This is a genomic window from Saccharopolyspora sp. NPDC002578, from assembly GCF_053592695.1.
On the sequence record NZ_JBSFWJ010000019.1, the window covers coordinates 1 to 25370 of the forward strand.

Genomic DNA, 25370 nt, shown 5'->3' on the forward strand with positions numbered 1-25370 from the left:
CTCAGTCGGTCTCTCGCGAGGACAGCTTTTTCCCTCGTGGCGGAGCCACTTGGGAAAAAGATCCCGCAGCGAGAGACCGACTGAGGTTCCGCCACTGGACCACCCAAGCAGAACGACCGGCTAAGCCCCAGAAAGAAAACTGCCGGCAGAGGCGGTCGGGGGGCGCCTCTGCCGGCAGAGCCGGGGTTTTCGGGGTTGTGGTCGATGTCGGGGGTTGGTCGGGGGGTCGGCCGCACGCCGCGGCGCGCGGCAGGGGATCAGCGGATGCGTTCGCGCGGGACCGTGATCTCGGCGTCGGTTTCGCCGCCGTAGGCGTAGGCGTACGGGTCGTAGCCGGGCTGCTGCCCGTAACCCGCTTCCTGCTGCGGCCACGCGGGCGTGCCGTCGAGCTGTCCGTGCTGCTGCACCGGGCCGCGCGGCGGTTCCGGCAGTGCCGGTTCCGGTTCGGCGGCCTGCGACAGGTGCTGCATCACCCAGTCCCGAGCCAGCGCACCGGGGGAGGTGCCTTGCCGGGCGGCGAGCTCCTTGAGCTGCTCGTTGGCCATCAGCGGCAACCGCAGCTGGTGGACCTCCGCCCCGCCGAAACCGCGGCCGGTGCCGGTGGTTTCGAGGTCGTCCTTCGGGGCCAGGGCCGCGAGGTACGAGTCGAGTTCGTGATCCGGCTCGTTGGCCTGCTGCTGGTTGGCGGACTTGCCCCGCTGATCCTGCTGCCGGCGTCCGGTCTTGATTCGTCCTAGAGCCACGCGCACACGATAACGGTTTTGTTGCGAAACATGGAGTGCTGTGTCCGCATTCATGGCGGCGTGTCGGACGTACCGCGCCCCCGCGGGTGGCCGGAATGGGAGTCTCCACGGGTGAACCAGCCGCCCTCGCTCCTGCGCGCGAGTTCCGCGCCGCGTCCGCTTCGTTCGCGATCGTCGCTGGTGATCGGCGTTCTCGGCGTGCTCGCCGCGCTGCTGCTGCCGTTCGCTCCGGTGCTCGCCGACCAGACCACCGTGACGTGGCCGCAAGCGGGAGCCGCCCCGGAATCGACCACGGCTTTTTTCGTGCCCTACGCCCCCGCCGAGACGCACGTCGACGTGCCGTGCCCGGTCGTGCGCGCAGGGCAACGGGAACCGGGGCCGACGACGTTGGTCGCGAGCACCCGTCCCGGCGCGCCGTCCACGGGCTTCGCGGTGGTCGCCGCGGACGGTGATCTGCTGGTGCAGATCGGTGGCAGGCAGGTGCACCGCGGACCGATCCCCGCCGGTGACTGCGCGGTGCGGCTCGACGCCACCGGCGCCGGGAGCACGGTGCGGATCGGCGCGGACACCGCGGTGCTGCCCGGTGACCGGGTGCGGGAGGTCTTCGCGTTCACCACGGACCTCCCCGCCGAGCAGGCCCGAGGCTTGGCGGTGCACGCCCGCACCAGCACCTGGTTCGAGAACTCGCCCACCGGCGCGAAGATCGCGCTGATCGGCGCGCAGCTCGCCCTCGCGGCGGCCGCGCTCACCTTGCTCGCCCGCGCCGACCGGCGCCGCGGGCGCGGGGACCGGCCGGCCGACGAGCCCCTCCCCGACGGAGGCGCGGACCCCGATCAGCACGCGCCGGCCGGAGCCACCGGAAGTCGGCGGATCGGCTCCTGGCCGCTGGACCTCGGCGTGCTCGTCACCCTGCTGATCTGGGCGGTCCTCGGCCCCCGCACCCCCGACGACGGCTTCACCGAGGGCATCGTGCGCAACGCGCTGCACTCCGGCGCGTTCACGAACTACTACCGCTGGGAGAACGCGGCCGAATCCCCGTTCACCGCGGTGCTCTTCCTCGTCGAGCCGCTGATCTCGCTGCACGCGAACCCGCTGGTGCTGCGGTTGCCGAGCCTGCTGGCGGGGTTCCTCACCTGGCTGCTGCTGAGCCGCGGCGCGCTGCCCGTGCTGCTGCCCGGCCACGCCCGCCTCGGCCGGGTGCGCGCGCTGCTCGCCGGTGCGCTGCTGCTCTGGTGGCTGCCGTTCGACCTCGGAGTGCGCCCCGAGCCGTTCGTCGCGTTCGGCGCCACCGTCGTGCTGACCTGCGTGCTGCGCGGCACCCGGCGGGAGGGCCGGTTGCTGCTGCTCGGCTGCGGCGCGCTGGCGGCGGGGCTCACCGTCGCGGTCAACCCGGTCGGCGTCACCGCGGCCGCCCCGCTGCTCCTGCTGGCCCCGCGGATCTGGCGGACGCTGCGCGCCGGGGGCTCGCCGTGCGGAGCGATCGCGCTGCTGGCCTGCGTCGGGGCGGTCGGGCTGGTGGCGATGTTCGCCGACCAGTCCTGGTACGGCGTCAGCCGAGCCACCGAGCTGCACCGGTTCTACGGGCCGAACGTGCCGTGGTTCGAGGAGATCCGCCGCTACGAGTACCTGCTCGGCTTCGACGACGAGCAGGGCGGCCTCGGCCGCCGGTTGCCGGTGCTGATCACGTTGCCGCTGCTGGCCTGCTCGGTGCTGCTGCTCGCGCGCGGAAACCGGGCGCTGCCCGGCCTGCGCGCCGCGCACGTGGCGCCGGTGGCGTTCGCGCTGGGACTGGGGATGTTGTGGCTGACCCCGTCGAAGTGGACGCACTACTTCGGCGCGCTCGCCGGTCTCGGCGCGCTCGCGCTGACGGTGTCGGTGGTGCTGCTGGTGGCGGCACGCGACGAGCTCGTCGGCCTGGTCGGGACCGTGCTGCTCGTGGTGGGGATCAGCGTGGCGTTCGCGGGTCGCAACGAGTGGTTCCTGCACTCGGACTTCGGGGTGCCGCGCGCGCAGGCCCCGTTCGCGCCGTTCGACGGCCCGCTGTCGTGGATCGCGCTCACCGGGGTCGTGCTGCTGTTCGGCAGGCGGCGCTGGCGGGCGGTGCTCGGCCGGATGCCCGCGGTGCTGGGCGTGACGGCCGTCGTGCTCGGTGTGGCGGTGCTGCTGGTGTCGTTCGTCGTCGCCCCGTTCCGGCAGCTCGGCGGCTACTCGGTCGGCGCGCAGAACATCGGGCACCTGACCGGCGGCGACTGCGGCATCGCCGACCGGATCGTGACCACCCGCGATGCTCCCGGCGGACCGCTGCGGCCCGTCGCGGGCGGCGGCGACCGGTCCCGCGGCTTCGTCGAACGCGGCGGATTCCCGAAGTTCCAGGCGCCGCCCGCCCCGCCGGGCACCGGCAGCGCCACCTACCTGTGGGGCAGCCTCGACGGCGGCGGTGCCGCGACGGGCGAGCTCACCAGCCGCTGGTTCGCGCTGCCGCCGCCGCGGGCGGATCAGGAGCTCGCGCTGTCGGTGGCCGGGCGCACCGGCGACGGCAACCGGCTCGTGCTGGAGTTCGGCCGGGACTCGCGGCCGATCGGGCAGCGGGTGCTCGACGACTCCTGGAAGGACGACGACGAACGCCGCACCTACCCCAGCGACCGCGTCGTCGAGGACGCGCCGCAGGACCGCCCCGAGTGGCGGGAGGTGCTCCTCGGCGCCGCCGAGGTGCCCGTGGGCGCGAACACCGTGCGCGTCCTCGCCGCCGACGCCACCACCGACGACGGCGGCTGGCTCGCCACCACCGGGCCGCGGCTGCGGGACGTGGCACCGCTGCGGGCTTCGCTCGGGGGCGCTGTCTACGTGGACTGGGCGATGGTGTGGGACTTCCCGTGCGAGCGCAGGTCACCGCGGGTCGCGGGCGGTCTCGCGCAGGCGCCGACGACGCTGCTGACGCCGCCCGACGACCTCGGTTTCGCCGGGCAGGCCCCGTTCGTGCGGGAGATCGGCGGCAGCTTCGCCGGAATCCGCGAGGTCGGCGTCGAAGGCACCGTCGCGACGCGGCTGCTGGGGGCCCAGCGGCGACCGCAGGACGCGGACTGGGGCGAGCTCGTCCGCGTCGCCTACCCGATGCGGCGCGACGCCTACGACACCGCGACCAGCACCGAACGGCGCTGGGGCTGGAAAGGCGACCGCACTCCGCTGGGCTACCCGGGCAGCGCGGCGAGGCCGAGCGGCTGATCGGTGCCCGGGACCCGGGAACGAGGTACCCCGGACAGCGGAGGACCCCCACGCCAGGGGGAGGAGCGCGGGGGTCGGAGGGGATCTCCACAGTCGCTGACCGGGGGTGGATCAGCTTCACGATTGTGGCATGGCTTTCCCATTTTTGGGAGGGACAGCCAGGAAACGTTGCTACCCGTTGTCACCTGAATCGCCCAAACGTCAGCGAGCTTCACTCGAAGGTGAGCATCCGGCCACCGTTGGACGAGGGCGAGCGGGCCGCCGCCCTCCGCGATCACGCCCACCTGCTCGATCCACCCGGAAAGAGCAATCCCCACCCGCGCTGGGGCGGGAGGAGCCCGTGCCCGAGAGCTCCACCGGCACGTCCGCGGCACCCCGCCCCTAGCCCCGCGCGACGCGACGGGCGCTCTCCACGCGTGATCGCCGGAGCTTGGGCCGTGGCCTCACGAGCTGCGATGATCCGTGCTCACCGGCCGGTCCTCCCGGCAGGACCGGGCGATCGACGACGGCGGCTTTCCAGAGTGGACGAGACATCAGGTTCGGCTTGGACGGTCGGCCGGTCCGAAGTGGATCGAATCAGCCCGAACGATTACGCAGCGTCTCAAGCGAATCACTCTGTGGGGGGCTGCGGCTGTGTACAAGCTGTGGATAACCTGCGGCCGAAACCCGAGCCGGGGAGGCACCATGTACGGGTCGCTGGACGTACGGAAGTTCTTGTCGCAGCAGGAAGAAACCGCTAGCCGATCAGCCTCGGTGGTGCCTGCGCCGCGCAGCGGCGAGCCCTCCGGGATCACCGACGAGCAGGTGCACCGGGCGCGGGTCGCGGTGGCGCGCAGTTCGGAGGACGCCGAGGACTGCCGGCTGCTGCTGGACATGCTCGGACTGGTCCCGGACGAGGACGGCGAGCCGCCGGTCACGCAGTGAGTCGCCCGGCCGTGATCGGAGCCGATCACCGCATCCGGGTCGGCACTGGTCCGGAGCGGCTGCGAGCGGTGTCCGGTGCGGGCGGGCGGCGGCCCGGTGATCGGCGGCGACATCGCTGGGCACCGGCGTACCGGTGTCCGGACGGCGAGCCGGCGGCGGCGCCGCGGTCAGGGCCGGGTGCCGTCGAAGCAGGGCTGTCTTCCCGCGAGGGCGGGCACCCCCCGGTGGCTCGCCTCGCGGGAAGACGTCGAGCCCAGCGGCGGGCTCGGTGAAAACATACCGTGCGGTTTCTTTTGCGTTCCCTCCAGGTCACCGGTCGGTTCCAGCAAGATCACCGACGGGACACGGGAACGGCGGATGGGCACGTGCAGGGGCGGCGGGGTAACTTCGCGTGGCGTAGTTGATCATCCTTTCGTGGGCCGTGTCACCGGATCTAGTTACGCCGAGATCTCGCGCTGAGCATGGCCGACACTCCAGCCGCCGGAGCCGTGCCATGCCCCAGCAGCGTCGGGCGCAAGTCACCCGCCGTGCCATCGTCATCGCTGCTGCCGAGGAGTTCGACCGCGTCGGCTTCGACGCCACGCCGCTGAGCGCGATCCTCCGCCGAAGCGGTGTCACGAAGGGCGCGTTCTACTTCCACTTCCCGTCCAAGGACGCCGTCGCGGCCGCGCTCGTGCGCTTCCAGGCCCAGGTGTGGGCCAAGATCTGGCAGCGCTGGACGTCCCGGGGCCTCGATCCGCTGTCCACCGCCGTCGAACTCGTCGACGAAGTGGTCCGGATCCTGGAGCACGACGTGGTCGTCCGCGCCGGCGCCCGGCTCGCGATGCGGGACCAGGACACCGTCGCCCGCTGGGAGCAACTGCTCACCGGGCTGCTGCGGAGCTCCGCGGAGAACGGCCTGCTGCGCCCCGAAGTCGATCCCGTGGCCGCCACTCGTGTCCTCTACGCCACGCTCGTCGGCGTCCGCGTGCTCAGCGCGAGCCGCGCGATCGGCGCGGCCCAGCAGACCGGCGAGATCTGGCGGCTCATCCTCGGCGGCATCGCCACCGCCGACTGGTTACGAAACAACCCCTCGGTCCCCGCCGCCGCCCCGCGCCCAAGCTGAGACCGCCGTCACAAAGATCGTTTTTCGCCCCGAAGTCCTCCCGGGCGAGCCTGCGCCCCTGTTTCCGTCGCCGCTCCGCTCCGTCGCGCCCCGCCGGACCGAGGTGCCGACCGAGTGAAAAAAGCTGGTCAGGTGGCTACACTCGTCCGTGGTCGCGCTCGCAGGAGCGAGCGTGGAGCGGGCCCGCGCCGCTTAAGCACCCCCCGGTGCGAGGCCCCTTGAGGCGTGTCGTAAGCTTTCATCACTGCCAACGGGGCGCCCCGAAAGGGAAAAGCCGGTTGGAGGTAAGGCCGGGTCGGTGTCGAATCGGCCAAGCCCCCATCGTCTAGCGGCCTAGGACGCCGCCCTTTCAAGGCGGTAGCGCGGGTTCGAATCCCGTTGGGGGTACGCAACAACAGAACATGGCCCAGTGGCGCAGTTGGTTAGCGCGCCGCCCTGTCACGGCGGAGGTCGCGGGTTCAAGTCCCGTCTGGGTCGCCAGAGCGTTCGGCTGAGAGCCGGCCGCCATGGCCAGGTAGCTCAGTTGGTACGAGCGTCCGCCTGAAAAGCGGAAGGTCGGCGGTTCGACCCCGCCCCTGGCCACGCTCTTGAGCTGCGAAAGCAAGCCCCACCGGATTCCGGTGGGGCTTGCTTCGTCTCAAATGTCGTCTCAGTTGTCGTTCCAGAGCAGCGCGTTGAGCTGCTGGGCAACGTCTCGCCGGATCTCGTCGGTGACGTGCATGTAGCGCTTCTTCATCGTCGGGGTCGACCAGCCCATCAGGTCCATCACGGTCCGGTCCGGGACTCCGAGGACGAGGAGCGTGGTCGCTGCGGTGTGACGTGCGTCGTGCAGCCGAGCTTCCCGTACCCCGGCTTCGGTCAGCAGCTCCTTCCACTCGTCGAGGTCCCGCCGCGGATCGAGCGGCTTGCCGTTGGGCTGGGCGAAGATGAACCCGCCTTCGTGCCACTCGCTACCGGCTAGCTCGCATTCGGCCTGCTGCTGCTCCTCGTGCCGCAAGAGCATGCCGAACAGCTCGTCGGGCAGTCCGATGGAGCGTCGGCCCGCGGAGGACTTCAGCTCGACCAGGACGAGCCCGCCGCTGCGGCGCTGGGGGCACCAGCGGGCATGGTCGGTGCAGTCCGCCGGGCACGGTTGCGGGCAAGCGCGGGTGTGCCGCTTGCACTGCTCCGGGCAAGGCTTGACCTTGTGGTACTTCGCGCCGCACGCGTGCGGGTCGGAGCACCCGTGCTCCCAAGTCCGGCGCTGGATCGCTTCCCGGATCTTCAGGGCCTTCTTCCGGCGGTCGAGCCGGGGCCACTTGAGGCCGAGTGCTTCGCCTTGCCGGATTCCCAAGGCGAGCGCGACGACGTACCGGACTCCGTTCCGCCGTTCCAAGGCTGCCTTGATGACCTGCTGAACCTCGTCCGGCTCAAGCGGCTCGATCTCCTCTTCCTCGATCCTCGGCGCCTTGGCGAGCGAGACGGGATTGCGGTTGATGTAGCCGCGTCGAAGCGCTTCGCCGAACGCGGTCCGAGCCGTCCGGTGCACTTGGTGCACGGTGGCTGGCTTGAACCCGGCTTGGAGGAGCTTCCGGTACAGCTTCTCGAAGTACTCGGGATGCTGTTGGATGCGGTCGATCCGGTGCGCGCCGATGCCGGGGTTCAGGTGCTTGAAGATGGCCGTGCGGTACCCGCGAAGCGTCTTGTACCGGACGGTCAGCGGCGCGATCTCCTCCACCCAGTAGGTCAGCAGGTCCTCGACGCACTTGAACCGGGAGCGACTTGGCTGATCGATCCGCCCTTCGGCCCGGGAACGTTCGAGCTTGCCGATCTCGGCGACGACCTCGTTCCTTTCTTTGCGCTGGATGTGCCGCCGAATCGTCTTGCCGTCGTCACCGACACCCATGGTGACCCGGCCGTGCCAGTAGCCGTCTTTGCCCAGGTAGATGCTCGAACGGCCGTTGGCGCCCCTGGTCTTGTTCTCCACTCGAACCTCCTTAGGCTGCGCGCTGCTGGTCGGGCTGGTCTTGGATGAGTCGTGCGGCGTACTGATCGATGGCCTCCTTGGGGATGCGGCGGAGTCGGCCGATGCGGACGGATTCGATTTCGCCGGAGCGCACCAGGGCGTAGGTGGTGGTGCGGCCGATGCCGAGCTGTTCGGCGGCTTCCTCGACGGTGAGGAGCACGCGGGTCGGCAGGGAACGGACCTCGGCTCGCGGCTCGGGCTTCTCCTCTTCGGCGAGCAGCGCGGCGAGCTTGGCGAGCGTGCTGGCGATCTCGGTGGCTCGGTCGGTCACGCTGCGCCCCTTTCGTTGGTGTCGGCGGGGGTGTCCGTCCCAGGTGTCCCGGTCGTCCCGACGCTGGTCAGGCTGGGACGGCTGGGTTCGGCGGGACGCTTCGATCCGTCCCAGTGGTGCGAGGCGTCCCGCTCTGAACTGGGCGGCGACGCTTGGGACGTCCGGGACGGCTCATCCCCGGAGGGCGAGCAGTAGCGGTTCCAGGCGTCGAGGAAGTCGCTTCGGCGGTAGCCCTTGGATTGGCTTCCGTCGGGGAAGCGGACGTTGCCGGAACGGATGTCGAACTCTCCGAGCAGCCGGGCGAGCTTGGCTTGGGTGAGTCCTTGGGAGCCGTAGTCGCGCCAGGGGGCTTCTGGGTCGGCGTTGAGGTGGCGGATGAGTTCGGCGCTGGCGATCTCGTTGTGATCGCCGAAGCCGGTGCGGCAGTCCACCAGCAGCCGGGTGCGCAAGGTTCCCTCGTTGTCGCCCTGGGTCTCAGCGATGAGCGTTCGGGCTGCTTGCCGCGCTCGGTCCGGCCAGTCGCCGCCCGCGTGATCGGCGACGGCGATCAGCGGTTCCCAGGTGTCGGCGGCGCGGTCCTCGACGGGCATCGGCGGCACCGCGCGTTCGAGGGTCGGGAGATCGCTACGGAGCCAGTTCCCGACCCGCTCGGCGAGTTCCAGGAGAACCGGCCGGTCACGGCGGTGCCGGTAGGGAAGCACTGATTCGCCGGGTGCTCGGCGGCGCATCCGGATGATGACGGCGCGGTCTTCGATGGTGTCGGGCATGGTGCCGATTCCCGCGAGCGCGGCCATAGCGAACGTGGGGATCGACTCGACGCGATTGTTGGTGGCGTCGTAGCGCTTGGCCGGGCGGTTGCGTTGGTGTCCGGCGTTGAGCAGGCCGCGCAGGTCTTCGTTGCCGTCGGCGTTCGGGCCGAAGATGGTGTCTGCCTCGTCGACGAGCATGGTGGGCGGGTCTTCGGTGATTGATCGGTAGACGGCGGCGGGGCTGGCGTTGACGGTCAGGAACGGGTCGTGGCAGGTCGCTTCTACGACGTCGAGCAGGCGGGACTTCCCGCAGCGCTTTTCGGGTGCGCGGATCACCAGGCGTGGGGCGTGCGCCCAAGCGGGTTGTGCATGGCTGGCGGCGATCCACAACGTCACGGCGTCGGTGGCGTGCGGGCTGGGCAGGATCACGTAGCGGGTCAGGGCTGCGTGGAGTTCGTCGAGCAGTGCGGCGCCGGTGCGGGCGGGCTGGGATGTCATCGGGCTGTCTCCGGTGGAGTCGGGAGTGGTCATGCGGTGCGGCCGAGGCCGAGCAGGGATTCCGGGCCGTCGTGGCTTCCGCGTTGCCAGCCGCGTGCGGCGTTGCGGCGGGCGGTGGCTTCTTCGAGCGGTTTGCCGGTGCGCTGGCGGCGGCGGATCGCGGAGGCCACCAGGGCTTCAACGGCGTCGTGTTCGGACCATGGCGCGGCGTCGTGGACGGCGAGATTCGCCAGCCGCCGGGCAGAGGCGTAGACGAGTCGCCACCGCTCCCCTTCGCGGGTTTCGACCTTGTGCAGCTCGGCATCCCAGACCCGGCGCCAGTAGCCGGGCGCGTGGTCTCCGATCGGACCGGCCGGAAGGTTGGGAGCTTCCACCGGCTTGACCTCCAAAGCCGGAGGAACGACCCGCGGCCTCAGCCACGCGGGCAGTGGGGCGATCTCGATCCCGAACGACACTCGCTCGTAGCGGCCGAAGAGGTCTTCGGGTGGTGCGGTGATCCCGCAGCCCGGTGCGACCACGTAGCCGCCTTGTGCCCGGATGTCGATCTGGTGGCCGACCCGGCCGGTGGCATCGCTGCTGACTTCCAGCTCGCCAGGGGCGCGGAAGTACAGGTGACGTCCTTCGCTGGGGGTCTCGACGGTCAGCGTCTCCGGCCAGGCCACGTCTTCGGCCGCGGTGATGGCGTGCAGTGCTTCCAACCCGTCCGCGACCGAGGTGGGCACGTCGTGTGCGGCGGGTGCGGCTGGCTTGGGCTTGCGGTCCAGGTCGAGCACCACGAGTCCGGACGCACCGGTACTGATCGCGACGTTCGCTCGTGGAATCCGCGACCACCAGCGCCGGATCAGGTCCAGGTCGGTGGTCGCCGAGAGGCAGCCGTGGCACGGACGCTCGGCTGCCAGGCACCCGCATTCCGCCGGGATGCACAGCTCGGCCCTGCATCGGGAGCAGTTGCCGAACGGGCGCTTGCTGTTCGGCCGCAAGGGAAAGACGTGCAGCTCGTGGCGCGCGAGCCAGGTGGCGAGTTCGAGGGAAGTCGTCATGGTCTCCTCCTTCATGCGGCGTGGTCGGGTGGCGGCAGATCGCGGGTGCGCCGAGGTCTGCCCGTGCGGAGCGCGGGCATCCGGCGGGCGTGTTTGGCCCGGTACATGCGGCGATCGGCCGCGCCGAGCAGGTCACCGAGCGGAGTGCCGGCTGCGGCGACGGTGAGCCCGACGCTGCCGAGCGCGGTGATCTGATGGCCGCGTACGTCGAGGGGTTCGGCGAGAGCGGCTGTGATCTCGTTGGCCCGGCGCACGGCGTGTGTGCGGGTGGTCCGCCCGAGGTGGACGGCGAACTCGTCCCCGTGCAGCCGGACGGCTCGCTCACCCGGAGCGGTGTTCTCCGCGAGGCGGGCGGCGACGGCGGCCAAGACCTCGTTGCCGAAGTCGTGCCCGTGGGTATCGTTGATGACCTTGAAACGGTCGAGGTCGATCAGCAGCACTCCGACCAGTCCCGATTGACGGGTGCGGCGTGCGTGGCGGCGTAGGGCCGAACGGTTGCCGATGCCGGTCAGTTCGTCGGTGTGGAGACGTCGGTGGAGCGTGACGGCCGTGGCGGTGGCGATTGCCGCCCAACCAGCGGTAGCCAGCGGCAAGGTGATCTCTGCGAACATCAGGTGCGCCTCCTGCGCAAGGGGGTGAAGTGGTCCCGCCCGGCCGGACTCCGGCCAGAGGAAGCCGGGCGGGGCCGCGGTCTTCGTCAGCGGTTGCGGCGGTTGCTGTGGTGCAGGCGCCGGTAGGCGTTCCACGCCTTCAGCCCGATCCGCGGGCGCAGCCCGGTGGCGCGGCAGCGCGGGCAGTGGCGGATGGCCCGGATGAACGGGGAGCGGAGCTTGCCCGTGCCGCCGCAGGTCCGGCAGGCCTTGAATGGCCAGATCTTGCAGCTCGCCGCGTAACCGAGAGTGATGACCAGCAGGGCGGCGAACAGGAACGCGGTTGCCGAGTCGGTGGGGGTCATGGACGGCCTCCTGGCGGTTTTTGGCACGCGTCGGCCCAGGCGCCTCTAGGGGCTAGGGCGCTGGTGGGAAATGGGTGGGTGTCTAGCGGGGTCTCTAGGTCTAGAGGTGGCACCGTCTAGGGCTAGAGCCCTGCGGCGGGCTATCCGGCGTCGCGGTGACGGTTACGCTCCGCAACTTCTTCGGTGATGTCGGCGCGGGTGATGCCGATGCGGCTGGCGCCTTTGCCCTCATCGCTGGTGCCCCAGACCTGCCCGGTGCGGATGCCGTGGCGCTTGAGTGCGGCGGTGAGGTCGGCGGCTTCCCGGTAGGTGCTGTAGGTGTCGGGGCGGAGTTCGTAGAGGCGGGCGATGACGCGTTCGTTCCAGACCTTCTTCTCGGTCTCCGGCACCACGGTGAGGACGTCTTCGAGCAGGGTGTCCCGGCGGGTGTCCTGTTCGGACTCCAGGCGTTCGCCGATGGCGTGGCCGGTCAGCGTTCCGGCCTGTTCACGGAGGTTCCGGGCGTAGGCCACGACCTTCTCCGAGGCTGGTCCGTCGAGCCCGGCGACGGTGCGCACGATCTGAGCCTCGGAGCCTTCGCCGACGAGGTAGCCGATGCCTTTGTCGTCCCACGCGAACGTGGTGGCCCGTACGCCCTGCTTGTACTTGGAGGTGCCCAACACCATGTCGTTCTCGGTTTGTCCCTGGACTTTCAGGCAGAACCGGGTGGAGACGTTCGCGGAGATTCCCGTGGGCAGGGACTTCGCGTCGGGGCGTTGGGTGGCGAGCATCAAGATGATGCCCAGTGCGGGGCCGCGTTTGACCAGGTCGGTGCAGATGGCTTCGAGTTCTTCGCCGTAGTCGGGGTGTTCGAACCACACCTGGCATTCGTCGACGCCGATGACGATGGGGTGCAGGCGGAAGGTCTTCTTGCTGGCCAGGTCGGGGGTGACCTTGTTCTCCGGTGCCTGGCCCTTCTTCGCCAGATCGCGGATGAGCTTCGCCCGCCGCCGCAGCTCGTCGCGCAGTCCGCGGAGGTCGGTCACGGCCTGGTCGATCTCCTCGGGCTCGTCACCCACTCCGTGCACGTGGGTGACGGGTTCCAGGGGGTCGAGGTCGCCGGTGCCTTTGAGGTCGTAGGTGTGCAGTTCGGCGCGGGGGTCGAGTGCGGCGATGAGCAGCAGCTCGCGCAGCGCGAACGTCTTACCCATCCGTGGAATCGCGCCGATCGCGACGGAGGTGAACATCAGCCGGAGGTCGACCCACCGGCCGCGCTGGTCGGTGCCGAAGGGCTGGGACTGGAACAGATCGACCCGGTTGCCCTTGCGCAGTGCCCAGGCGGGTTGGGTGGCCTTGCGCATGTCCTGATCGCCTACCCAGAGCACGAGGCGTCCGGCGTGTTCGGTGTTGTCGGGTTCCGGCCACACGCACCCCAACGGGCGGCGCAGTCCGGAGGCGAGCTTGGCGCGGCGCTCCATGATGTCGCCGGGCGTGACACCCGGCGGCAGGTCGATGTCCGCCCGCCACCCCTTCCCGTCACGGGCGATCGGCCGGGGGAACCCCACTCCGGTTCCGCCCTTGCCCAACGCCTGGTTGATCAGCGAGATCCCCAGGGATGCCAGCGCCGTTTCCACCGCACCGGAGGTGAGCTTGGGGACCTTGGTGGACTCCACCGCCCGCGACGCGATCGGCTTGTCAGAAGGCGCTCCCAACCAGCCCAGACCGGCGAGAGCAGCGGTGACGAAGACCCACTGCGCGATCTCCGGCAGCAGCTCCCGCACCAGGAAGATCGCTACGACGCTCGCAGCGCCGAGGCCGGTGGCGATCACAGCTCTGGCCCGGACTCGGCCGTCCCGCTGCTGGGAGAGCTTCAGGTACTCGGCGGCGTCCTCTCGTCGGGCAGAGGCGTACCGGACCGGACGTCCTTCGGCGTCGGTGACCCAGTTGAGCAAGGCGCGCAGCAGCCGGAGGGTTCCTTGCGGAACTCGCGCGAGGATGCGTCCGAGGTAGAGCGGGCAGCGCACCGCGTGGTACCCGGCGGTGTGTCCGCTGTAGCCGAGCGCCCACCGAGCGGTAGCTCGGAATTCCTGCGGGTCCTTGGCCCAAGCGGGGAGGATCGGCAGCCGCTTCTCCGGTCGCATCAGCGGCGACGTGGTCTCGGATTTCTGCTCGGGCTGGTCGACGGTCTCCGGCTCGACGATCTCGCCCTCGACCACCTCCGGCTCCTGGGTTCCGGGCTGCCGGGAGTTGGGAGCTTCGACCCTCTCGGAGTGCAGGTGCAGCACGCGGGCGGTCTGCTGCTCGGGCTGGTCCTGGTGCTCACCGTCGTGGTGGGTCATGGGGTCACCTCCGCGGGGTCGGTGTGCAGTAGGTGGGTGAGGGCCGCGCCCATGCCGAGAACGGCGACGGGCAGGCAGGCGACCAGGGTGGTGATCCACCAGGGAGCTGAGGTCATGCCTGCGGCGGTCATGAGGTGGTAGGCGATTTGTCCGAGTGCGCCGAGCCCCAGCGAGCCCAGCGCAGAGATGCGGGCGAAGCGGCGTGCCCGGTGCGGGACCTGTCCGGAGAGCCAGACCCGCAGTGCGTAGGCGGCGTAGGTCTCGACTCCGATGGGGAGCGTGATCGCGGTGTTGAGCTCGAACCTGGGTCCGATCCCGGGCAGCGGGTGCACGATCCCGAACCCGGTGAGTCCGCCGAGGCCGACCCAGCCGGACCAGATCGCCACGAACGCGGGCAACGCCAGCAACAACACCGGCCACCGCGGAACCGGCCTGGCCACGGGAGGCAGCTCCGGGCTCACGATCTTGCTGACCTGCTCGTGCTCGGCAGGAACGGCTTCCGTGTGAGTGCCCGGTGTCTCCGGTCCGCGACTCCTCACGGAAGCGGGCTCGGTGGGTTCCGGCTCCGGGCTCAGCTGGTCTTCGTCGTCCTCCGGGAGGGGCTGGACCGGGGTCTGACCGGAGTCCTCCGGCTCGGTCTCGGCGACCAGGTGCAGCCGGACCGGACTCGCCTCCTCGCCCCCCGCCTCAGGCTTGCCGAGCAGTTCGAGGACCGTGTTGGCCTTCTTCGCCCCGATCCGCAGTTCCGACATCAGCCGGTTCCGCGACGGCACCTCGCCGAGGTCGGTGGCCAGTTGCCGGGCTTGCGGAATCAGTTCGTCGATCGGGACGGGGAAGGCGCTCTTGGCGGTGGTCATCGGGCCACCGCCCCACCCAGCCGCGGCGCCGGTGTGCGCTCGGCCAAGTAGTCGACGGTGAGGATGGCGCCGCGCAGCAACGCGACCACGGCGAACGCGCACAGCGCGGCCGTGCGCACCAGCCCGGAGGCCAGCGACAACGCGATCAGCAGAGCGATCGGAAGGACCAGCTCTCGCAGCACCCGGAACGTCACCCGTACGGACGGGCTCACGAACCTGAACAGGCGCACTAGCATCGGATTCCTCCTGGTTGATCAGGGATTGGTCGGGAGCCCCGGCCCGGCGGTTCTTGGCGGGATCGGCCGGGCCGGGGGCACCACTAGCTGAAGGTGCAGACGTCGTAGACGACGGCCGTTCGGCCGAGGCCGATCACGCGGCCTCGTCGTGCAGGACCTTCGGGTCCTCAACCGCGGCGGTGACACGTCGCAGAACGGTGTTGTTGGCCCGCCGCAGGTGGCGCCGCGCTCGCACCCGATCGCCGGAACTCAAGTTCGAGCTGCCGGAAGGCGCTGCGGGAGGCTGCGGCGCTCCCAACTCCTCCGCGATCACGGCATCCCAGTAGTCCCGCACCCGCAGCCGGTCCCACTCGGGCAACTCGGCTTCGATCGAGGCCAGATCGGCAGCGCTCGGAACGTCGAGGTCAAGCTCGTGCATGATGCCTCCATGGTGTCGTTTCACGCTCATATTGGTAGTGAATTGATAGTGGATTGTCAACGGGTTCACCAGTGATTTGGCAGTGAAGTGATCGGCTCAGCTAGGCTTGCCGCAGGTCACGACGGGCGGGAGGCCCCTTGAACGAGGACTGGCGTGCGGTCGGCCAAGCCATCGGCGAGCGGCTGGACGAACGAGGCACGACGATGACCGATCTCGCGGCGCAGGCCGAGGTCTCGTTGACGACGGTGCGCGAACTCGTGCACGTGCTGAGCACCCGCCGGCGCAACCCGCGGACGCTGAGCCGCATCTCGAAGGCCCTCGGCTGGCCGGAAGACCACTTGCAGAAGGTGCTGCGCGGTGGCGAGACGTCCACTCCGGACGCTGGCAGTGACGATCTCCAGGCGATCCGCGCCGAACTGCGCGCGCTGCGGAAGCGGGTCGAGCAGCTGGAACAGCGGTTGAGCTAGCTCAGGACGTTCTGCAAGAACGTCGCCATCCCGGTCACCACCGATCCGAGGAACCCCGCGAGCTGCCTCGCCAGGTTCGCGGCGCCGACCGGGTCCTGTACTACCAGCGTCGCGACCGCCAACGTCATCAGCGTGCCGAGCACCTTCGGCAGCACCCCGCCGCCGTTCGAGCCGGGCATGGGGAACGTCTGCTTGGCCATGGTTGTGTCCTTTCGTCGCGGTGGTCGCGAAGTGACGGGGCGTCTGATCGCTCCCGGTTTCCGTTTCCGTTGCCATGGCTCAAGAGTCCGTGTTCGGGCGCCGTTACGGCAGCGCACACACGGGGGCGCATTGGCACAGAGGGGGCACACGCCACAAGTCGCGTGTGCCCCTTTCCGGTTGGCCCGCATGTTTTACTACTCGGCGGAGGCATTCGGATCATGGCTGAGCGGGAACCGAACCGGCGCCTAGCTGCGCTGATGAGCGAAGCGGGCCTGACGAACAAGGGCCTTGCCAAGCGCATGAGCGACTTGAGCAAGCTCGACGGTTCCGAGCCGATCGCCCCGTCCCACACCAACGTCGAGAAGTGGCTGAGCGGCGCGACCAGGCGGCCGAAGGCACGCACCTGCCACGTACTGGTCAAGGTCCTCAGCCACGTGCTCGGCCGCCCGGTCACGATGGACGACGTTGGCTACGGCGAAGTGTCGGCCGAGAACGTGGACGACACGCTCGAATACCCGGAGACGATCAGCGACTCGATCACGTCGCTGACGCAGCTCGCTTCGTTCGAGCTGCGCCCGTCCGGGCAGTCGGACAAGCTGCTGGTCGTTCCGGCCGCGTGGAGTTCGCTCCTGGTCAAGTGGATGTTCGGCAGCGACGGCGAGCGCTCGCGGCCGGTGGAGCCGCGGCCGATCAGCGAGTTCGACGTCCAGGCGGTGCACGACGCGACCGCGATGTTCGCGGGCTATGACTACCGCTACGGAGGCGGTCGCCCGAAGCCGTTGGTAGCGCAGTACCTCGAAAGCGAAGTACTCCCGCTGCTGCCGCACGTCACGCCGGACAACGAGCTCGGCCGCAGGTACTTCCAGGAGGTCGCTGCGCTGACCCGGCTGGCCGGGTGGACCTGCTACGACACCGGTCAGCACGCTCTCGCACAGCGCTACTTGCACCATGCGTTCCGCCTCGCGCGGGCGTCGGGGGACCGCGCGCTGGCGGGCCGCATCCTCGCGGGCATGAGCCACCAGGCGAACTTCCTCGGCTACTACGAGCAGGCCGTCCACTTGGCCCGCGCGGCGTCCCAGGGAGCGCGCGGTCAGGCGACGCCGACGGCGATGGCGCTGTTCCACTCGATGGAGGCCCGCGCCCTGTCCTCCCAGGGCAACGAGCAGGAAGCCACCACGGCGATGCTGGAAGCCGAGAAGTGGCTCAGCGCCAGCAACCCCGAAGACGACCCGGACTGGATTCGCTACTTCGACCTCGCGGAGCTGAACGCCGAGTTCGCCCACTGCTTCCGCGACCTCGACAAACCCGACCTAGCCACCGAACATGCCGCCAAGTCCATCGAGTCCTCCGAAAGCCTCTACGTCCGCAGCCTCTCCTTCTGCCGCACCGTCCTGGCCACCTCGTATCTCCAGTCCAACGAGGTCGAGCAAGCCGTGATGGTCGCCCGTCAAGTTGTCGATATCGCAGCGGGTCTAAAATCCTACCGCGTTTACTCCTACCTCGATGAATTCCGTGACCGGCTACGTCGAAGCACCGCAGTCTCTGCCATCACAGAATTCGAGGAGTATGCAGGGAATCAATTGATCCTGCCTGGCATAAAGAGGTAAGCGTAAATATTGTGTTAGTCGAGTTCGTGAATCAAACTTGACTTGCGTCATCAGGCCAGATCCATATCGTTCCCTCGGGGGAATTGGAAGCAATCGTAATCCTATCGAATAGCACGCCCTTCGAGAATTCGCAATCCTGAAAGTCGACGCCGCCAGTGAAGGTGGTTTCTAGGAACATGGCGGATTTCAACTTGGCTTCTTTGAAGTTGGCGAGCCCCTCGAAGGTCGACTGGTGAAAGCTGGCCCCGTTGCTAAGTATGGCACCCGAGAATGAGCTCGTCTCGCCCGCGAAGGTCGCATCAGCGAAGAGTACGTGGTCTTCTAGTGTCGAATCGTCGAAGTGAACATTCCCGGCGAAATGCGCATTCATTAGATCCAATCCTCCGCTTGCTTCAATTTTTGTGAAGTTCGCTTCGGATTCAAAATTTGACAGGTTGAGCCAGGCTCCTTGGTGGAATACACAATTCTCGAAGCTTAATGGGCCGCGGAAGCGCGCGTCGCGGAACATGGCTACTTTGTCAAAGTGTGAATCCTTGAACTTGCATTCGGCCCAGAACACGGCGCTTGAAAAGACTGCCTTTTTAATTTCGGCTTCCACAAAAGAGCAATCGCCGTAGAATTCTGCATTGGAAAACCAGGCGAAGCCATCGAATATGCTTCTGGCGAAAAATGACTTGTCTTTGAAATTGACTTGCGCAAACCAGGCGTCAGATTTAAACCTTGCTTCGCGAAACGAGGCGAATTTTTCGACGGTGGTTTTGCTGAAAAGTGACCTCCCTGTAAAGGTGGCGTTCACAAAAGAGCATTCCTTGATGAGGCACTTCGTCAGTGAAAAGTCATATAATGAGGCCCCTGTGAGGTCGAGCTCAATGTCTGGCCAGAAAGTGTCAGGGGTATTGAGGAGGTCTTCTCCTGGCTGCAAGTGTTTTTCCAGGATTCGCTGAACGGTTAGGCGTACTTCCAATTCGCTTTTGTCGTCGTTGTTCTCGCTTGCAGTGCTAGGCATTCGCAGGTATGCGCAGAGAACATTTGCAATAGTTTGTTGCTGGTCGATATTGCTATCTGCGAGCCGTTCTAGTACATACATGCCCGCGATTCGAACCGGGGCTTTGTCGGATCCGATCTGTTCAGTTGCTCTTGAAAACTCTTCAGAAAAAAGCCTGACATCTTCTCGGTACTCTGCGGATTCAAGGCGACGTTCCGCTGATTCTCCAAGTTTTTGCTTGCGGTAGGCGACGACTAGTGCGACTACGCCGCCGATGCCGCCTACCACGGTTAGGGCGACCTTGATTAGGTCAAAACTGTCTTTCGGTGATAGTTGTTCGTTGGTAACGAGGCGGGGGAGGCCTATGAACCACCATAGCGAGACGCCCGATCCGAATGCCGTGATCAACGAGACGATCAAAACTATAGCAATGCTGCCGCCGAGTCCCACGCGGATCGGATCTGATGGGTTGGCCGGTCGGCGGAGTAAACGCATGAGATTTTTTTACCCGAGTGCGTGCACATTTTCAACGGGTCCACCAGTGAGGTGCCCCAAAGTTGCAACTTCCTGGGAAGTTAAAGTGCTCTCCATTGTCGGGGTCGTGCATCATTCGCAAGGTCTGATACTCTTTTTTGAACTTCGTCGTCGATAGCGTGGGACTGCCCGAGTTGCTGAGCCAGCCACGTGGTCATGTTTAGTTCGCGAATGGCTTGGATGATCGGATATCCGTACCACTGCAGGGGGTCGAAGCCGTAGGCGGCGGTATAGGTGGCATATTCCTCGTCGCTGACCCAGCCCATGGCTTGGTAGCGGACAGCTTCGACACAGGCATCCCATTCGCGTGGTCCCCAGCAGAAGTCTTCGAGGTCGATGACCCGGACGGTGCCGTTCTGGTCCCGCATGAGGTTGCCCTTGTGGTAGTCGCCGTGGACCGGGCCGAAGCCGAGCTCGAAGGTGAGGTCGGCGAACTGCTCGTCGAGTTCCTTCTTACGGTTGCTGAGGAAGGCCCGGTCGTCGTCGGGTAGGGCGGAGCCGATGTTCTGGAGTCGGCTCTCCACCTTCGGCATGGGCTCGAAGAACGGCAGCGAGAGGTCCGATGGTTCGGGGATGGAGTGCAGCCGCCGCAGCACGTCGCCCAGCTCGCCGGAGGTGATCGGCTGCTCGCTCTCCTCGATGAACTCCCAGAAGGTCACCACCAGGTCGCCGACGGGGACGAACTCGCGATCGACGGGGGCGAGCCGGACGGCGGGGAACTGGTGGGAGGCGAGCCAGCTCGCGATCCGCGTTTCCTTGTGGCCGGCGGGGACGGAGCGACCGACCCTGGCGATGATCGGAGCATCGGCGAGCCGGAACATGGCGTTCTCGCCCATGCGGACCAGCTCAGCACCGCGCGCGTCGACTCCGGCGGCTTCGCTGGCGGTTTCCAGGACTTGGCGGGTGGTCTGCGGCGTGAACGTCGCGTTCTCCATCAAGCGCTGCTCCTCTTCGGCTCGTCTCAGGCTACGGGGAGTCGTGGCGGCTGCCTACGCGGCGCCTGGACCTGGTGGTCTGGTGGAAACCGGCCGGCGGTGCGGTATCGGGGCCTGCACCGCCGACCGGCGCTTGGGAGGCTGAGAGGGGACGTGGTGGCCCGGTGCTCTCAGCTGCGGGGACGTGCTCAGGCAGCTAACCGGTGTTCTCGCTGAGGTCTGCTGCCGTAGTCGGAAGCGTCGAAGTCGGTGGCTGGCCAGGACGGGTCCAGTCGAAGCGCCCGGTTCAGCTCGACGTTGCGGGCGGTCGTCGCTTCCGGGGACTCGATCTCCGCTGTTGCCCCGGGCTCTGGCGGGGGTGAGAGCTGGGAGCCGAGGTGTCCGAATTCGACTTCCAGCGCTGCGAGGCACGCAGCGCACGACTCGCGCCCCACCTCTAACGGGGGCAGGACGCTGCGGCGGCCGTGCACCTTTCCCGGCACGACGTGGCCGCACACGGCTACCGGCCTGGCACCGTGCCACTCCCAACGGGCGGCGGCGTGCCATTCCGATTCCGCGGTGCTCGCGATCCAGATCAGCGGGGTGTCCATCAGCGGGCTCCGCGCCGAGGGGAGACCGATTCCTGCGGGTGCTCGGGAGGCCACGCGAGTGCTCCCAGCCCGATTGCCAGCAAGAACAGCAGCACGGCGGCGGCCGTCATCGCGGATCGCCCCCTTCAGCGGGGAGCACACCCGATTGGAGCGCGGGGGAGAAGCCTGCTGCCGCCGTGGCTGCACGTCCTGCGCAAGGAATGCATGGCATCCCGCAGCGCTCGACCTGCTCGACGTCGCCGAGCACGAACTCCCGGTGGCACAGCGACCAGACCGAGTCCCGATCGGCGAACACGGCCAGGTGGACGACTCGCTGGGACTCGCCGACGACTCCACGCAGATACCGGAACCGGTAGCTGACCGGTTGAAACGTGTTCTCCGGTCTCGCGTCGGTGGACCGGTGTTCTTCGAATGACATGGACCGACTACCTCCCCTGCATCGGGCGAGAGCCGCACGACGCGGCGTCACTGCTCGCGCTGTGTCCACAGTGGCGCGGAAGGTGTCTGGTCCGGGACGTCGGATAACCGGGCTGTCAAGGGGAGCGCTCGGGGAGGATTGAGGGAGCTTCGGGCTTGGTGATCACGGTTACTGTTTGGAGGTGCGAGCCTCCAACCGTGGATGAGGGGTCGGCCATGCCCGAGGCCAATGAACCGCTGCGTCGCGCTCGGGAGCGCGTCGAGTCGCCGAACGCGTCCGGGGAACCGTTGACGCGCCAAGAGCTCGCCGAGCTCGTCAACGCCTGGATCTACGAACACGGCGCTACGAACGTCGCGGAGATCGACGCCAACTACATCGGCAAGCTGGAACAGGGCAAGATCCGCTGGCCACAGGACGAGCAGCGCCGCGCCGCACTGCGCGCCGTGCTCAGCGTTGAGACTGACAGCGAGTTGGGGTTCCGCCGGCCCCGGCGGGAGCCGCCACGAGAAGCGGGTGTGAACCGGCAAACGTTCTTGCGGACCGTCGGAGTCGGCGCGGCGGTCGGCGGTGCGCACGTCATCGACATGTTCGCCTTCAGCGAGCCGACTCCGGTTCCGTCGGTGGTGGGGGCGGCAGAGGTCGCCGAGGTTCGGGCGGCAGCGCAGACCTTCGGCACCTGGGATGCCCGCTACGGCGGTGGATTCGTCCGTGAAGCGGTGATGGCGCAACTTCGGTTCGCGGTGCAGCTGCTCAACGCCCGATGCTCCGAGCGGACTCGGGGCGAGTTACTGTCCGCGGTGGGCTACCTCGGGCACGTCACCGGGTTCATGGCGTTCGACGCCTACGCCCACGACGATGCGCGCCGGATGTTCCGGTTCGCGCTCTCGTGCGCGGAAGAGGCGGGGGACTGGCACCTGCGGGCCAAGATCCTCTCATCGATGGCGCGACAAGCGATCTGGTGCGGCGATCCGGATTCGGGCTTGACCTTCGCAGAGATGGCCTTGGTGCGGTCCGATCGGCTCACCGGCACTGAGCAGGCGATGTTGCACACCGCCCGCGCCCGAGCGCTCGGCAAGCTTCGCCGCTCGCAGGACACAGTGATGGCAGTGGGCAACGCGGACGACGCTTTCGCCCGGGCCGAATCGTCGAACGATCCGCCGTGGATGGCGTACTACGACGGAGCCCAACATGCGGGGGATACGGGCCACGCTTTGTGGGAGCTGGCCATCCAGGGACGTTTCGTCACTGACGCAACTACCCGGCTGGAGACAGCGGTCCGGCAGCACGGAGAAGGCGCGGCCCGGTCGCGCGCGATCAGTCAGACCAAGCTCGCTTCCCTCGTCATGGTCACCGGCGACCCGCTCGAAGCAGCCACCCTCGGAGGCGGGGCGTTGGAAGCTGCTACCCCGCTGAAGTCCCGCCGGGCCGCCGACGACCTCCGGGCGCTGAGCGGGTACGCACGCGCTCACCGGCACGTCGGAGAGGTGACCGCGCTGCGTGGCCGGATCGAAGCGGCGGTTGCGACCGTATGAGCACCGAGACGGCTGCCGTACTGAGTCGGGCGTGCGAGCAGGTCGGCTTGGACGACGGGGCCGCAGAGCTGATCCGGGCAGGGGAGAACGACCTCTACCGACTGCCCGGCAGTGTGGTCGCCCGCATCTCCCGGCCCGGCCAGGTCTCCGCGGCGGCCAAGGAACTACGGGTGACCCGATGGTTGGCGGACACCCAGGTTCCAGCGGTGCGCCCGTGGGAAGGGCAGGACGCGCCGGTTGTGGTGGGGGAGCGGGCAGTGACGTTCTGGTACGAGCTTCCGCCGCACGAGCAAGGCAGCACGACCGACGTAGCCGGGCTACTGTGCGAACTCCACAGCCTTGATCTGCCGGACGGGATGGACCTGCCGGGGCTGGCGCCGTTCGTGCGTGTAGCCGAACGCATCGACGGCGCCACCTGGCTCGACCCCCAGGACCGGGACTGGCTGCGCAAGCACCTGGCCGAACTACAAGACGCCTACCAGGAACTCCCTGCCGGTATCCCATGGCGCCTGGTCCACGGCGACGCCTGGCGCGGCAACGTCGCCACAACCGCAGGCGGCCCGATCCTCATGGACTTCGAACGCTGCGCCTACGGCCCACCGGAATGGGACCTCGTCTCCACCGCCGTCGCCCACGTCACCACCGGCTGGCTCACCACCGAGCAGTGGACCGCTTACTGCCGAACCTACGGCTACGACGTCACCACCTGGGGTGGCTTCGAAGTCTTCCGCGGCATCCGTGAACTCCGCATGACTACCGCAGCGGCACAACTTGGCGAGGCGAGCCCGTCTGGGCGTGCCCAGGCCGCACATCGGATCGCATGTTTGCGGGGGTGCAGCGGGCCGCGCCCATGGGGCGGATGGCACATGGTGCCATGATTGTGAGTCGGCGTGCCTTTCCAGTGAGCCATTCGAGTTTCGATGCGCGAGAATGAGTGCATGCAATTGCGCAAATGAGGGATATATCAGTGCTGCTCTTGCCGAGGGTAAATCTTTGCAGGAGAGGGAAAGTTTGGCGGCTCATCGTTTCAGTCCCGGTCCTTCTGGCGCTTTACGATTCCGGCAACTGCTGCCGCCGCGAAGACCCAGCCCGCCAATTGGAGTAATACAGATATCCACTGACTGTGCCCGTCGGGGCGCCATACGCCGCCTGATGCGAGGTTGAACATCGGAAAGAGGAGGCTCATCGTCATCTTGGTCGGGTTCCAAACCGGATTATCTTCCTCATTTACCGGCTGAAGTTCATGGTAGGAGAACCATATCGCCCCGAGAAGTAGAGCGGTGGTGTACCACCCGACCAGTCTGAACGGGTGGTATCCGTAACCGACGAGCACGCGGAGGAACCAGCCTACGATCCGTTGCGAGACGGGCGAGTCTTTGTAGAGGTGTCGGGCTTTGGCCGCACGTACGTACTTCACGTCTTGCGGACGCCCTTCGGCCGCGAAGAACGCTGCCAACCTGTCGTAGGCTCGAGGCGAATACCTAGGATAGAGCTCGCGCAGCTGTGTCACACGGTCTCGAGACGACACCGAACTCGAGGGGCGGGAGCGCGTACGTTCGAGGACTGCCGACGGCGGGAAAACGTCGTCGCTGCCCGGGTTCCCAGCCGTGATATCGAAGGCCATATTGCGGGCGATGCCGAGATGGCTGGCTGTCCCCTTGGTCTGCTGGTGCGGGCGCGGCAGCCCCAGGGAGACGAGGTTGCCCTCAAGGAATGGGAACAAGTATCCGATTGACAGATACTGCGGCCCGCTGGCTATACCGGAGTTCAGCAGCTCGACCAGCTGACCGGTGAACGCGGTCAGTGGTTGATCATCGGGGGTTTTCGCGGTGTAGCCGGGACCCGTGGCGGTCAGCACGTGGGTCCCCTCGATGTCGACCTGCCGTAGTGCGGCGCTTGCTGAGGCGCCCATGCGGGAGAAGGCGTTGCCGCTGAAGCAGCAGTCGAGGATGAGGATCCGCGATTTGGCGGGGCTGTTGAGGATGGCGTTTTTCACCCAGGCGAGCGGGACCCCGCTGCGGTAGATGTGTTCCTGTGCGGAGTCCCGGACCGTCAGGTAGAGCTCATCGTCCTCGCCTAGCACTCCGTGTCCGGCGTAGTAGACCAGCAGCACGTCGTCGGCTTCCTGAGCGAGGGGGACAAGCCATTCATCGACTTCCTGAGCAGTCACGGGGTCGTAGAGCGACTGGCAGTTCTGTGCCGGGATCCCCAGGAACGTCGGGTCGACGAAGATGTCGCGCAACGACTGGAGGTTGTTCGCAACAGCCGGCAGGTCGTGCAGCTGGTGGTCGTCGGGGAAGTGCGTACTCCCGATCAGCGCGATCCTTGACTGCGCGAGGTGCGGCAGCCTCATTGATCGATCTCCCTCGTCATGAACTCCTGGATTTCGCGGAGCAGCGCGTCGGCATCCTTCGACCGGTCGGCTTCGACGGTGAGCTCGTGGTCGCCCTTCTTGAAATGCAGCTCGATGCGTCGGCTGCGTGTGGCTAGCCAGGATGCCAACGCGCCGGCTAAAGCGGCTGTCAGCTGCGGGTCGAGGACGAGCCGCAGAATTTCATCCGCAGCGCCCATGTCGTCCAAATCGCCGGAAACCGGCACCAGCTCCGCAGCGCGCAGCCGCAGTTCCGGGTCCCTACGCAACGTCTTGAGCACGGAACGAATGGACTCGTTGTTCGCGTCCGTAACCGTACGCACCTCGATTATCGTACTCATGAATATACCGTATTCCTTTATTCCACGTGAAAACCAGGACAACCTCCG

At 67.7% G+C, this 25370-nt stretch carries 23 protein-coding genes and 3 tRNA genes; 10 read left to right on the plus strand and 16 right to left on the minus strand.

The window, feature by feature from the left end; translation table 11 throughout:
• Positions 1–257: 257 nt before the first annotated feature.
• A complete protein-coding gene (locus ACWD38_RS11945) occupies positions 258–743 on the minus strand; it encodes a hypothetical protein (protein WP_184484507.1) in 486 nt (161 codons plus the stop codon).
• Between the two features lie 180 nt (positions 744–923).
• Here ACWD38_RS11945 and ACWD38_RS11950 point away from each other — a divergent pair, with 180 nt between their 5' ends.
• The 6 genes from ACWD38_RS11950 to ACWD38_RS11975 all read left to right on the plus strand — a co-directional run bounded on the left by ACWD38_RS11950 (position 924) and on the right by ACWD38_RS11975 (position 6576).
• Positions 924–3965, plus strand: coding sequence for an arabinosyltransferase domain-containing protein (locus ACWD38_RS11950; protein WP_450124049.1), 3042 nt, complete (start codon positions 924–926; stop codon positions 3963–3965).
• A 684-nt stretch (positions 3966–4649) separates the two neighbouring features.
• Positions 4650–4889, plus strand: coding sequence for a hypothetical protein (locus ACWD38_RS11955; protein ID WP_184484511.1), 240 nt, complete (start codon positions 4650–4652; stop codon positions 4887–4889).
• 493 nt (positions 4890–5382) lie between these two features.
• The gene (locus ACWD38_RS11960; protein ID WP_184484513.1) at positions 5383–5994 is read left to right on the plus strand and encodes a ScbR family autoregulator-binding transcription factor; all 612 of its coding nucleotides are present in this window, start codon (positions 5383–5385) and stop codon (positions 5992–5994) included.
• A 314-nt stretch (positions 5995–6308) separates the two neighbouring features.
• A tRNA-Glu gene (locus tag ACWD38_RS11965) sits at positions 6309–6381 on the plus strand.
• 16 nt (positions 6382–6397) lie between these two features.
• Positions 6398–6474, plus strand: a tRNA-Asp gene (locus ACWD38_RS11970).
• 28 nt (positions 6475–6502) lie between these two features.
• Positions 6503–6576: transfer RNA gene (locus tag ACWD38_RS11975), tRNA-Phe, on the plus strand.
• 67 nt (positions 6577–6643) lie between these two features.
• Here the strand turns inward: ACWD38_RS11975 and ACWD38_RS11980 are convergent.
• The 10 genes from ACWD38_RS11980 to ACWD38_RS12025 all read right to left on the minus strand — a co-directional run bounded on the left by ACWD38_RS11980 (position 6644) and on the right by ACWD38_RS12025 (position 15371).
• Positions 6644–7960 (minus strand): tyrosine-type recombinase/integrase, encoded by a 1317-nt coding sequence (locus ACWD38_RS11980; RefSeq protein ID WP_450124050.1) that lies wholly within the window; start codon positions 7958–7960, stop codon positions 6644–6646.
• Positions 7961–7970: 10 nt separating this feature from the next.
• Positions 7971–8270 carry a helix-turn-helix domain-containing protein gene (locus ACWD38_RS11985; protein ID WP_450124051.1) on the minus strand — a complete coding sequence of 100 codons (300 nt, stop codon included), beginning with the start codon at positions 8268–8270 and terminating at the stop codon, positions 7971–7973.
• Positions 8267–9517 carry a DUF3631 domain-containing protein gene (locus ACWD38_RS11990; RefSeq protein ID WP_450124052.1) on the minus strand — a complete coding sequence of 417 codons (1251 nt, stop codon included), beginning with the start codon at positions 9515–9517 and terminating at the stop codon, positions 8267–8269. The genes ACWD38_RS11985 and ACWD38_RS11990 overlap by 4 nt, the downstream gene beginning before the upstream one ends.
• A gap of 29 nt (positions 9518–9546) precedes the next feature.
• A complete protein-coding gene (locus tag ACWD38_RS11995; protein WP_450124053.1) occupies positions 9547–10557 on the minus strand; it encodes a bifunctional DNA primase/polymerase in 1011 nt (336 codons plus the stop codon).
• An 11-nt stretch (positions 10558–10568) separates the two neighbouring features.
• Positions 10569–11168: a GGDEF domain-containing protein gene (locus tag ACWD38_RS12000; protein ID WP_450124054.1), complete on the minus strand. Its 600-nt coding sequence runs from the start codon at positions 11166–11168 to the stop codon at positions 10569–10571.
• Positions 11169–11254: 86 nt separating this feature from the next.
• Positions 11255–11512: a hypothetical protein gene (locus tag ACWD38_RS12005; RefSeq protein ID WP_266087158.1), complete on the minus strand. Its 258-nt coding sequence runs from the start codon at positions 11510–11512 to the stop codon at positions 11255–11257.
• Positions 11513–11652: 140 nt separating this feature from the next.
• Positions 11653–13830 carry a cell division protein FtsK gene (locus tag ACWD38_RS12010; RefSeq protein WP_450124055.1) on the minus strand — a complete coding sequence of 726 codons (2178 nt, stop codon included), beginning with the start codon at positions 13828–13830 and terminating at the stop codon, positions 11653–11655.
• Positions 13827–14687, minus strand: a complete 861-nt coding sequence (locus tag ACWD38_RS12015; protein ID WP_450124056.1) for an ABC transporter permease — start codon at positions 14685–14687, stop codon at positions 13827–13829. The genes ACWD38_RS12010 and ACWD38_RS12015 overlap by 4 nt, the downstream gene beginning before the upstream one ends.
• Positions 14684–14923, minus strand: coding sequence for a hypothetical protein (locus ACWD38_RS12020; protein WP_450124057.1), 240 nt, complete (start codon positions 14921–14923; stop codon positions 14684–14686). The genes ACWD38_RS12015 and ACWD38_RS12020 overlap by 4 nt, the downstream gene beginning before the upstream one ends.
• 133 nt (positions 14924–15056) lie before the next feature.
• A complete protein-coding gene (locus ACWD38_RS12025) occupies positions 15057–15371 on the minus strand; it encodes a hypothetical protein (protein WP_450124058.1) in 315 nt (104 codons plus the stop codon).
• Positions 15372–15478: 107 nt separating this feature from the next.
• On the opposite strand from ACWD38_RS12025, the gene ACWD38_RS12030 reads away from it, so the two are divergent.
• Positions 15479–15808: a helix-turn-helix domain-containing protein gene (locus ACWD38_RS12030; RefSeq protein ID WP_450124059.1), complete on the plus strand. Its 330-nt coding sequence runs from the start codon at positions 15479–15481 to the stop codon at positions 15806–15808.
• Here ACWD38_RS12030 and ACWD38_RS12035 read toward each other — a convergent pair.
• Positions 15805–16008, minus strand: coding sequence for a hypothetical protein (locus ACWD38_RS12035; RefSeq protein WP_450124060.1), 204 nt, complete (start codon positions 16006–16008; stop codon positions 15805–15807). The genes ACWD38_RS12030 and ACWD38_RS12035 overlap by 4 nt on opposite strands.
• Positions 16009–16227: 219 nt before the next feature.
• Between ACWD38_RS12035 and ACWD38_RS12040 the strand changes: the two genes are divergently transcribed.
• Positions 16228–17616 carry a hypothetical protein gene (locus tag ACWD38_RS12040; RefSeq protein ID WP_450124061.1) on the plus strand — a complete coding sequence of 463 codons (1389 nt, stop codon included), beginning with the start codon at positions 16228–16230 and terminating at the stop codon, positions 17614–17616.
• A 31-nt stretch (positions 17617–17647) separates the two neighbouring features.
• On the opposite strand, the gene ACWD38_RS12045 is transcribed toward ACWD38_RS12040, so the two are convergent.
• Both ACWD38_RS12045 and ACWD38_RS12050 read right to left on the minus strand, forming a co-directional pair.
• Positions 17648–19096: a pentapeptide repeat-containing protein gene (locus ACWD38_RS12045; protein ID WP_450124062.1), complete on the minus strand. Its 1449-nt coding sequence runs from the start codon at positions 19094–19096 to the stop codon at positions 17648–17650.
• Positions 19097–19176: 80 nt separating this feature from the next.
• Entirely contained in the window at positions 19177–20070 is an 894-nt protein-coding gene (locus tag ACWD38_RS12050; RefSeq protein WP_450124063.1) for a phosphotransferase enzyme family protein, read from the minus strand.
• 1223 nt (positions 20071–21293) lie between these two features.
• Here ACWD38_RS12050 and ACWD38_RS12055 point away from each other — a divergent pair.
• Both ACWD38_RS12055 and ACWD38_RS12060 read left to right on the plus strand, forming a co-directional pair.
• The gene (locus ACWD38_RS12055) at positions 21294–22610 is read left to right on the plus strand and encodes an XRE family transcriptional regulator (RefSeq protein ID WP_450124064.1); all 1317 of its coding nucleotides are present in this window, start codon (positions 21294–21296) and stop codon (positions 22608–22610) included.
• Positions 22607–23488 (plus strand): phosphotransferase enzyme family protein, encoded by an 882-nt coding sequence (locus ACWD38_RS12060; RefSeq protein WP_450124065.1) that lies wholly within the window; start codon positions 22607–22609, stop codon positions 23486–23488. The genes ACWD38_RS12055 and ACWD38_RS12060 overlap by 4 nt, the downstream gene beginning before the upstream one ends.
• Positions 23489–23637: 149 nt before the next feature.
• Here the strand turns inward: ACWD38_RS12060 and ACWD38_RS12065 are convergent, their stop codons facing one another.
• Both ACWD38_RS12065 and ACWD38_RS12070 read right to left on the minus strand, forming a co-directional pair.
• A complete protein-coding gene (locus ACWD38_RS12065; protein WP_450124066.1) occupies positions 23638–24963 on the minus strand; it encodes a caspase family protein in 1326 nt (441 codons plus the stop codon).
• Positions 24960–25322 (minus strand): effector-associated constant component EACC1, encoded by a 363-nt coding sequence (locus ACWD38_RS12070; RefSeq protein ID WP_450124067.1) that lies wholly within the window; start codon positions 25320–25322, stop codon positions 24960–24962. Before ACWD38_RS12070 ends, ACWD38_RS12065 begins: the two co-directional genes overlap by 4 nt.
• Positions 25323–25370: the final 48 nt, after the last annotated feature.

Excerpts from the sequence above, each read along its gene's own strand:
- ACWD38_RS11955 (WP_184484511.1), top strand. The coding sequence starts at position 4,650 with ATGTACGGGTCGCTGGACGTACGGAAGTTCTTGTCGCAGCAGGAAGAA.
- ACWD38_RS11960 (WP_184484513.1), top strand. The coding sequence starts at position 5,383 with ATGCCCCAGCAGCGTCGGGCGCAAGTCACCCGCCGTGCCATCGTCATC.
- ACWD38_RS11990 (WP_450124052.1), bottom strand. The coding sequence starts at position 9,517 with ATGACATCCCAGCCCGCCCGCACCGGCGCCGCACTGCTCGACGAACTC.
- ACWD38_RS11995 (WP_450124053.1), bottom strand. The coding sequence starts at position 10,557 with ATGACGACTTCCCTCGAACTCGCCACCTGGCTCGCGCGCCACGAGCTG.
- ACWD38_RS12000 (WP_450124054.1), bottom strand. The coding sequence starts at position 11,168 with ATGTTCGCAGAGATCACCTTGCCGCTGGCTACCGCTGGTTGGGCGGCA.
- ACWD38_RS12005 (WP_266087158.1), bottom strand. The coding sequence starts at position 11,512 with ATGACCCCCACCGACTCGGCAACCGCGTTCCTGTTCGCCGCCCTGCTG.
- ACWD38_RS12010 (WP_450124055.1), bottom strand. The coding sequence starts at position 13,830 with ATGACCCACCACGACGGTGAGCACCAGGACCAGCCCGAGCAGCAGACC.
- ACWD38_RS12015 (WP_450124056.1), bottom strand. The coding sequence starts at position 14,687 with ATGACCACCGCCAAGAGCGCCTTCCCCGTCCCGATCGACGAACTGATT.
- ACWD38_RS12020 (WP_450124057.1), bottom strand. The coding sequence starts at position 14,923 with ATGCTAGTGCGCCTGTTCAGGTTCGTGAGCCCGTCCGTACGGGTGACG.
- ACWD38_RS12025 (WP_450124058.1), bottom strand. The coding sequence starts at position 15,371 with ATGAGCGTGAAACGACACCATGGAGGCATCATGCACGAGCTTGACCTC.
- ACWD38_RS12035 (WP_450124060.1), bottom strand. The coding sequence starts at position 16,008 with ATGGCCAAGCAGACGTTCCCCATGCCCGGCTCGAACGGCGGCGGGGTG.
- ACWD38_RS12040 (WP_450124061.1), top strand. The coding sequence starts at position 16,228 with ATGGCTGAGCGGGAACCGAACCGGCGCCTAGCTGCGCTGATGAGCGAA.
- ACWD38_RS12045 (WP_450124062.1), bottom strand. The coding sequence starts at position 19,096 with ATGCGTTTACTCCGCCGACCGGCCAACCCATCAGATCCGATCCGCGTG.
- ACWD38_RS12050 (WP_450124063.1), bottom strand. The coding sequence starts at position 20,070 with ATGGAGAACGCGACGTTCACGCCGCAGACCACCCGCCAAGTCCTGGAA.
- ACWD38_RS12055 (WP_450124064.1), top strand. The coding sequence starts at position 21,294 with ATGCCCGAGGCCAATGAACCGCTGCGTCGCGCTCGGGAGCGCGTCGAG.
- ACWD38_RS12060 (WP_450124065.1), top strand. The coding sequence starts at position 22,607 with ATGAGCACCGAGACGGCTGCCGTACTGAGTCGGGCGTGCGAGCAGGTC.
- ACWD38_RS12065 (WP_450124066.1), bottom strand. The coding sequence starts at position 24,963 with ATGAGGCTGCCGCACCTCGCGCAGTCAAGGATCGCGCTGATCGGGAGT.
- ACWD38_RS12070 (WP_450124067.1), bottom strand. The coding sequence starts at position 25,322 with ATGAGTACGATAATCGAGGTGCGTACGGTTACGGACGCGAACAACGAG.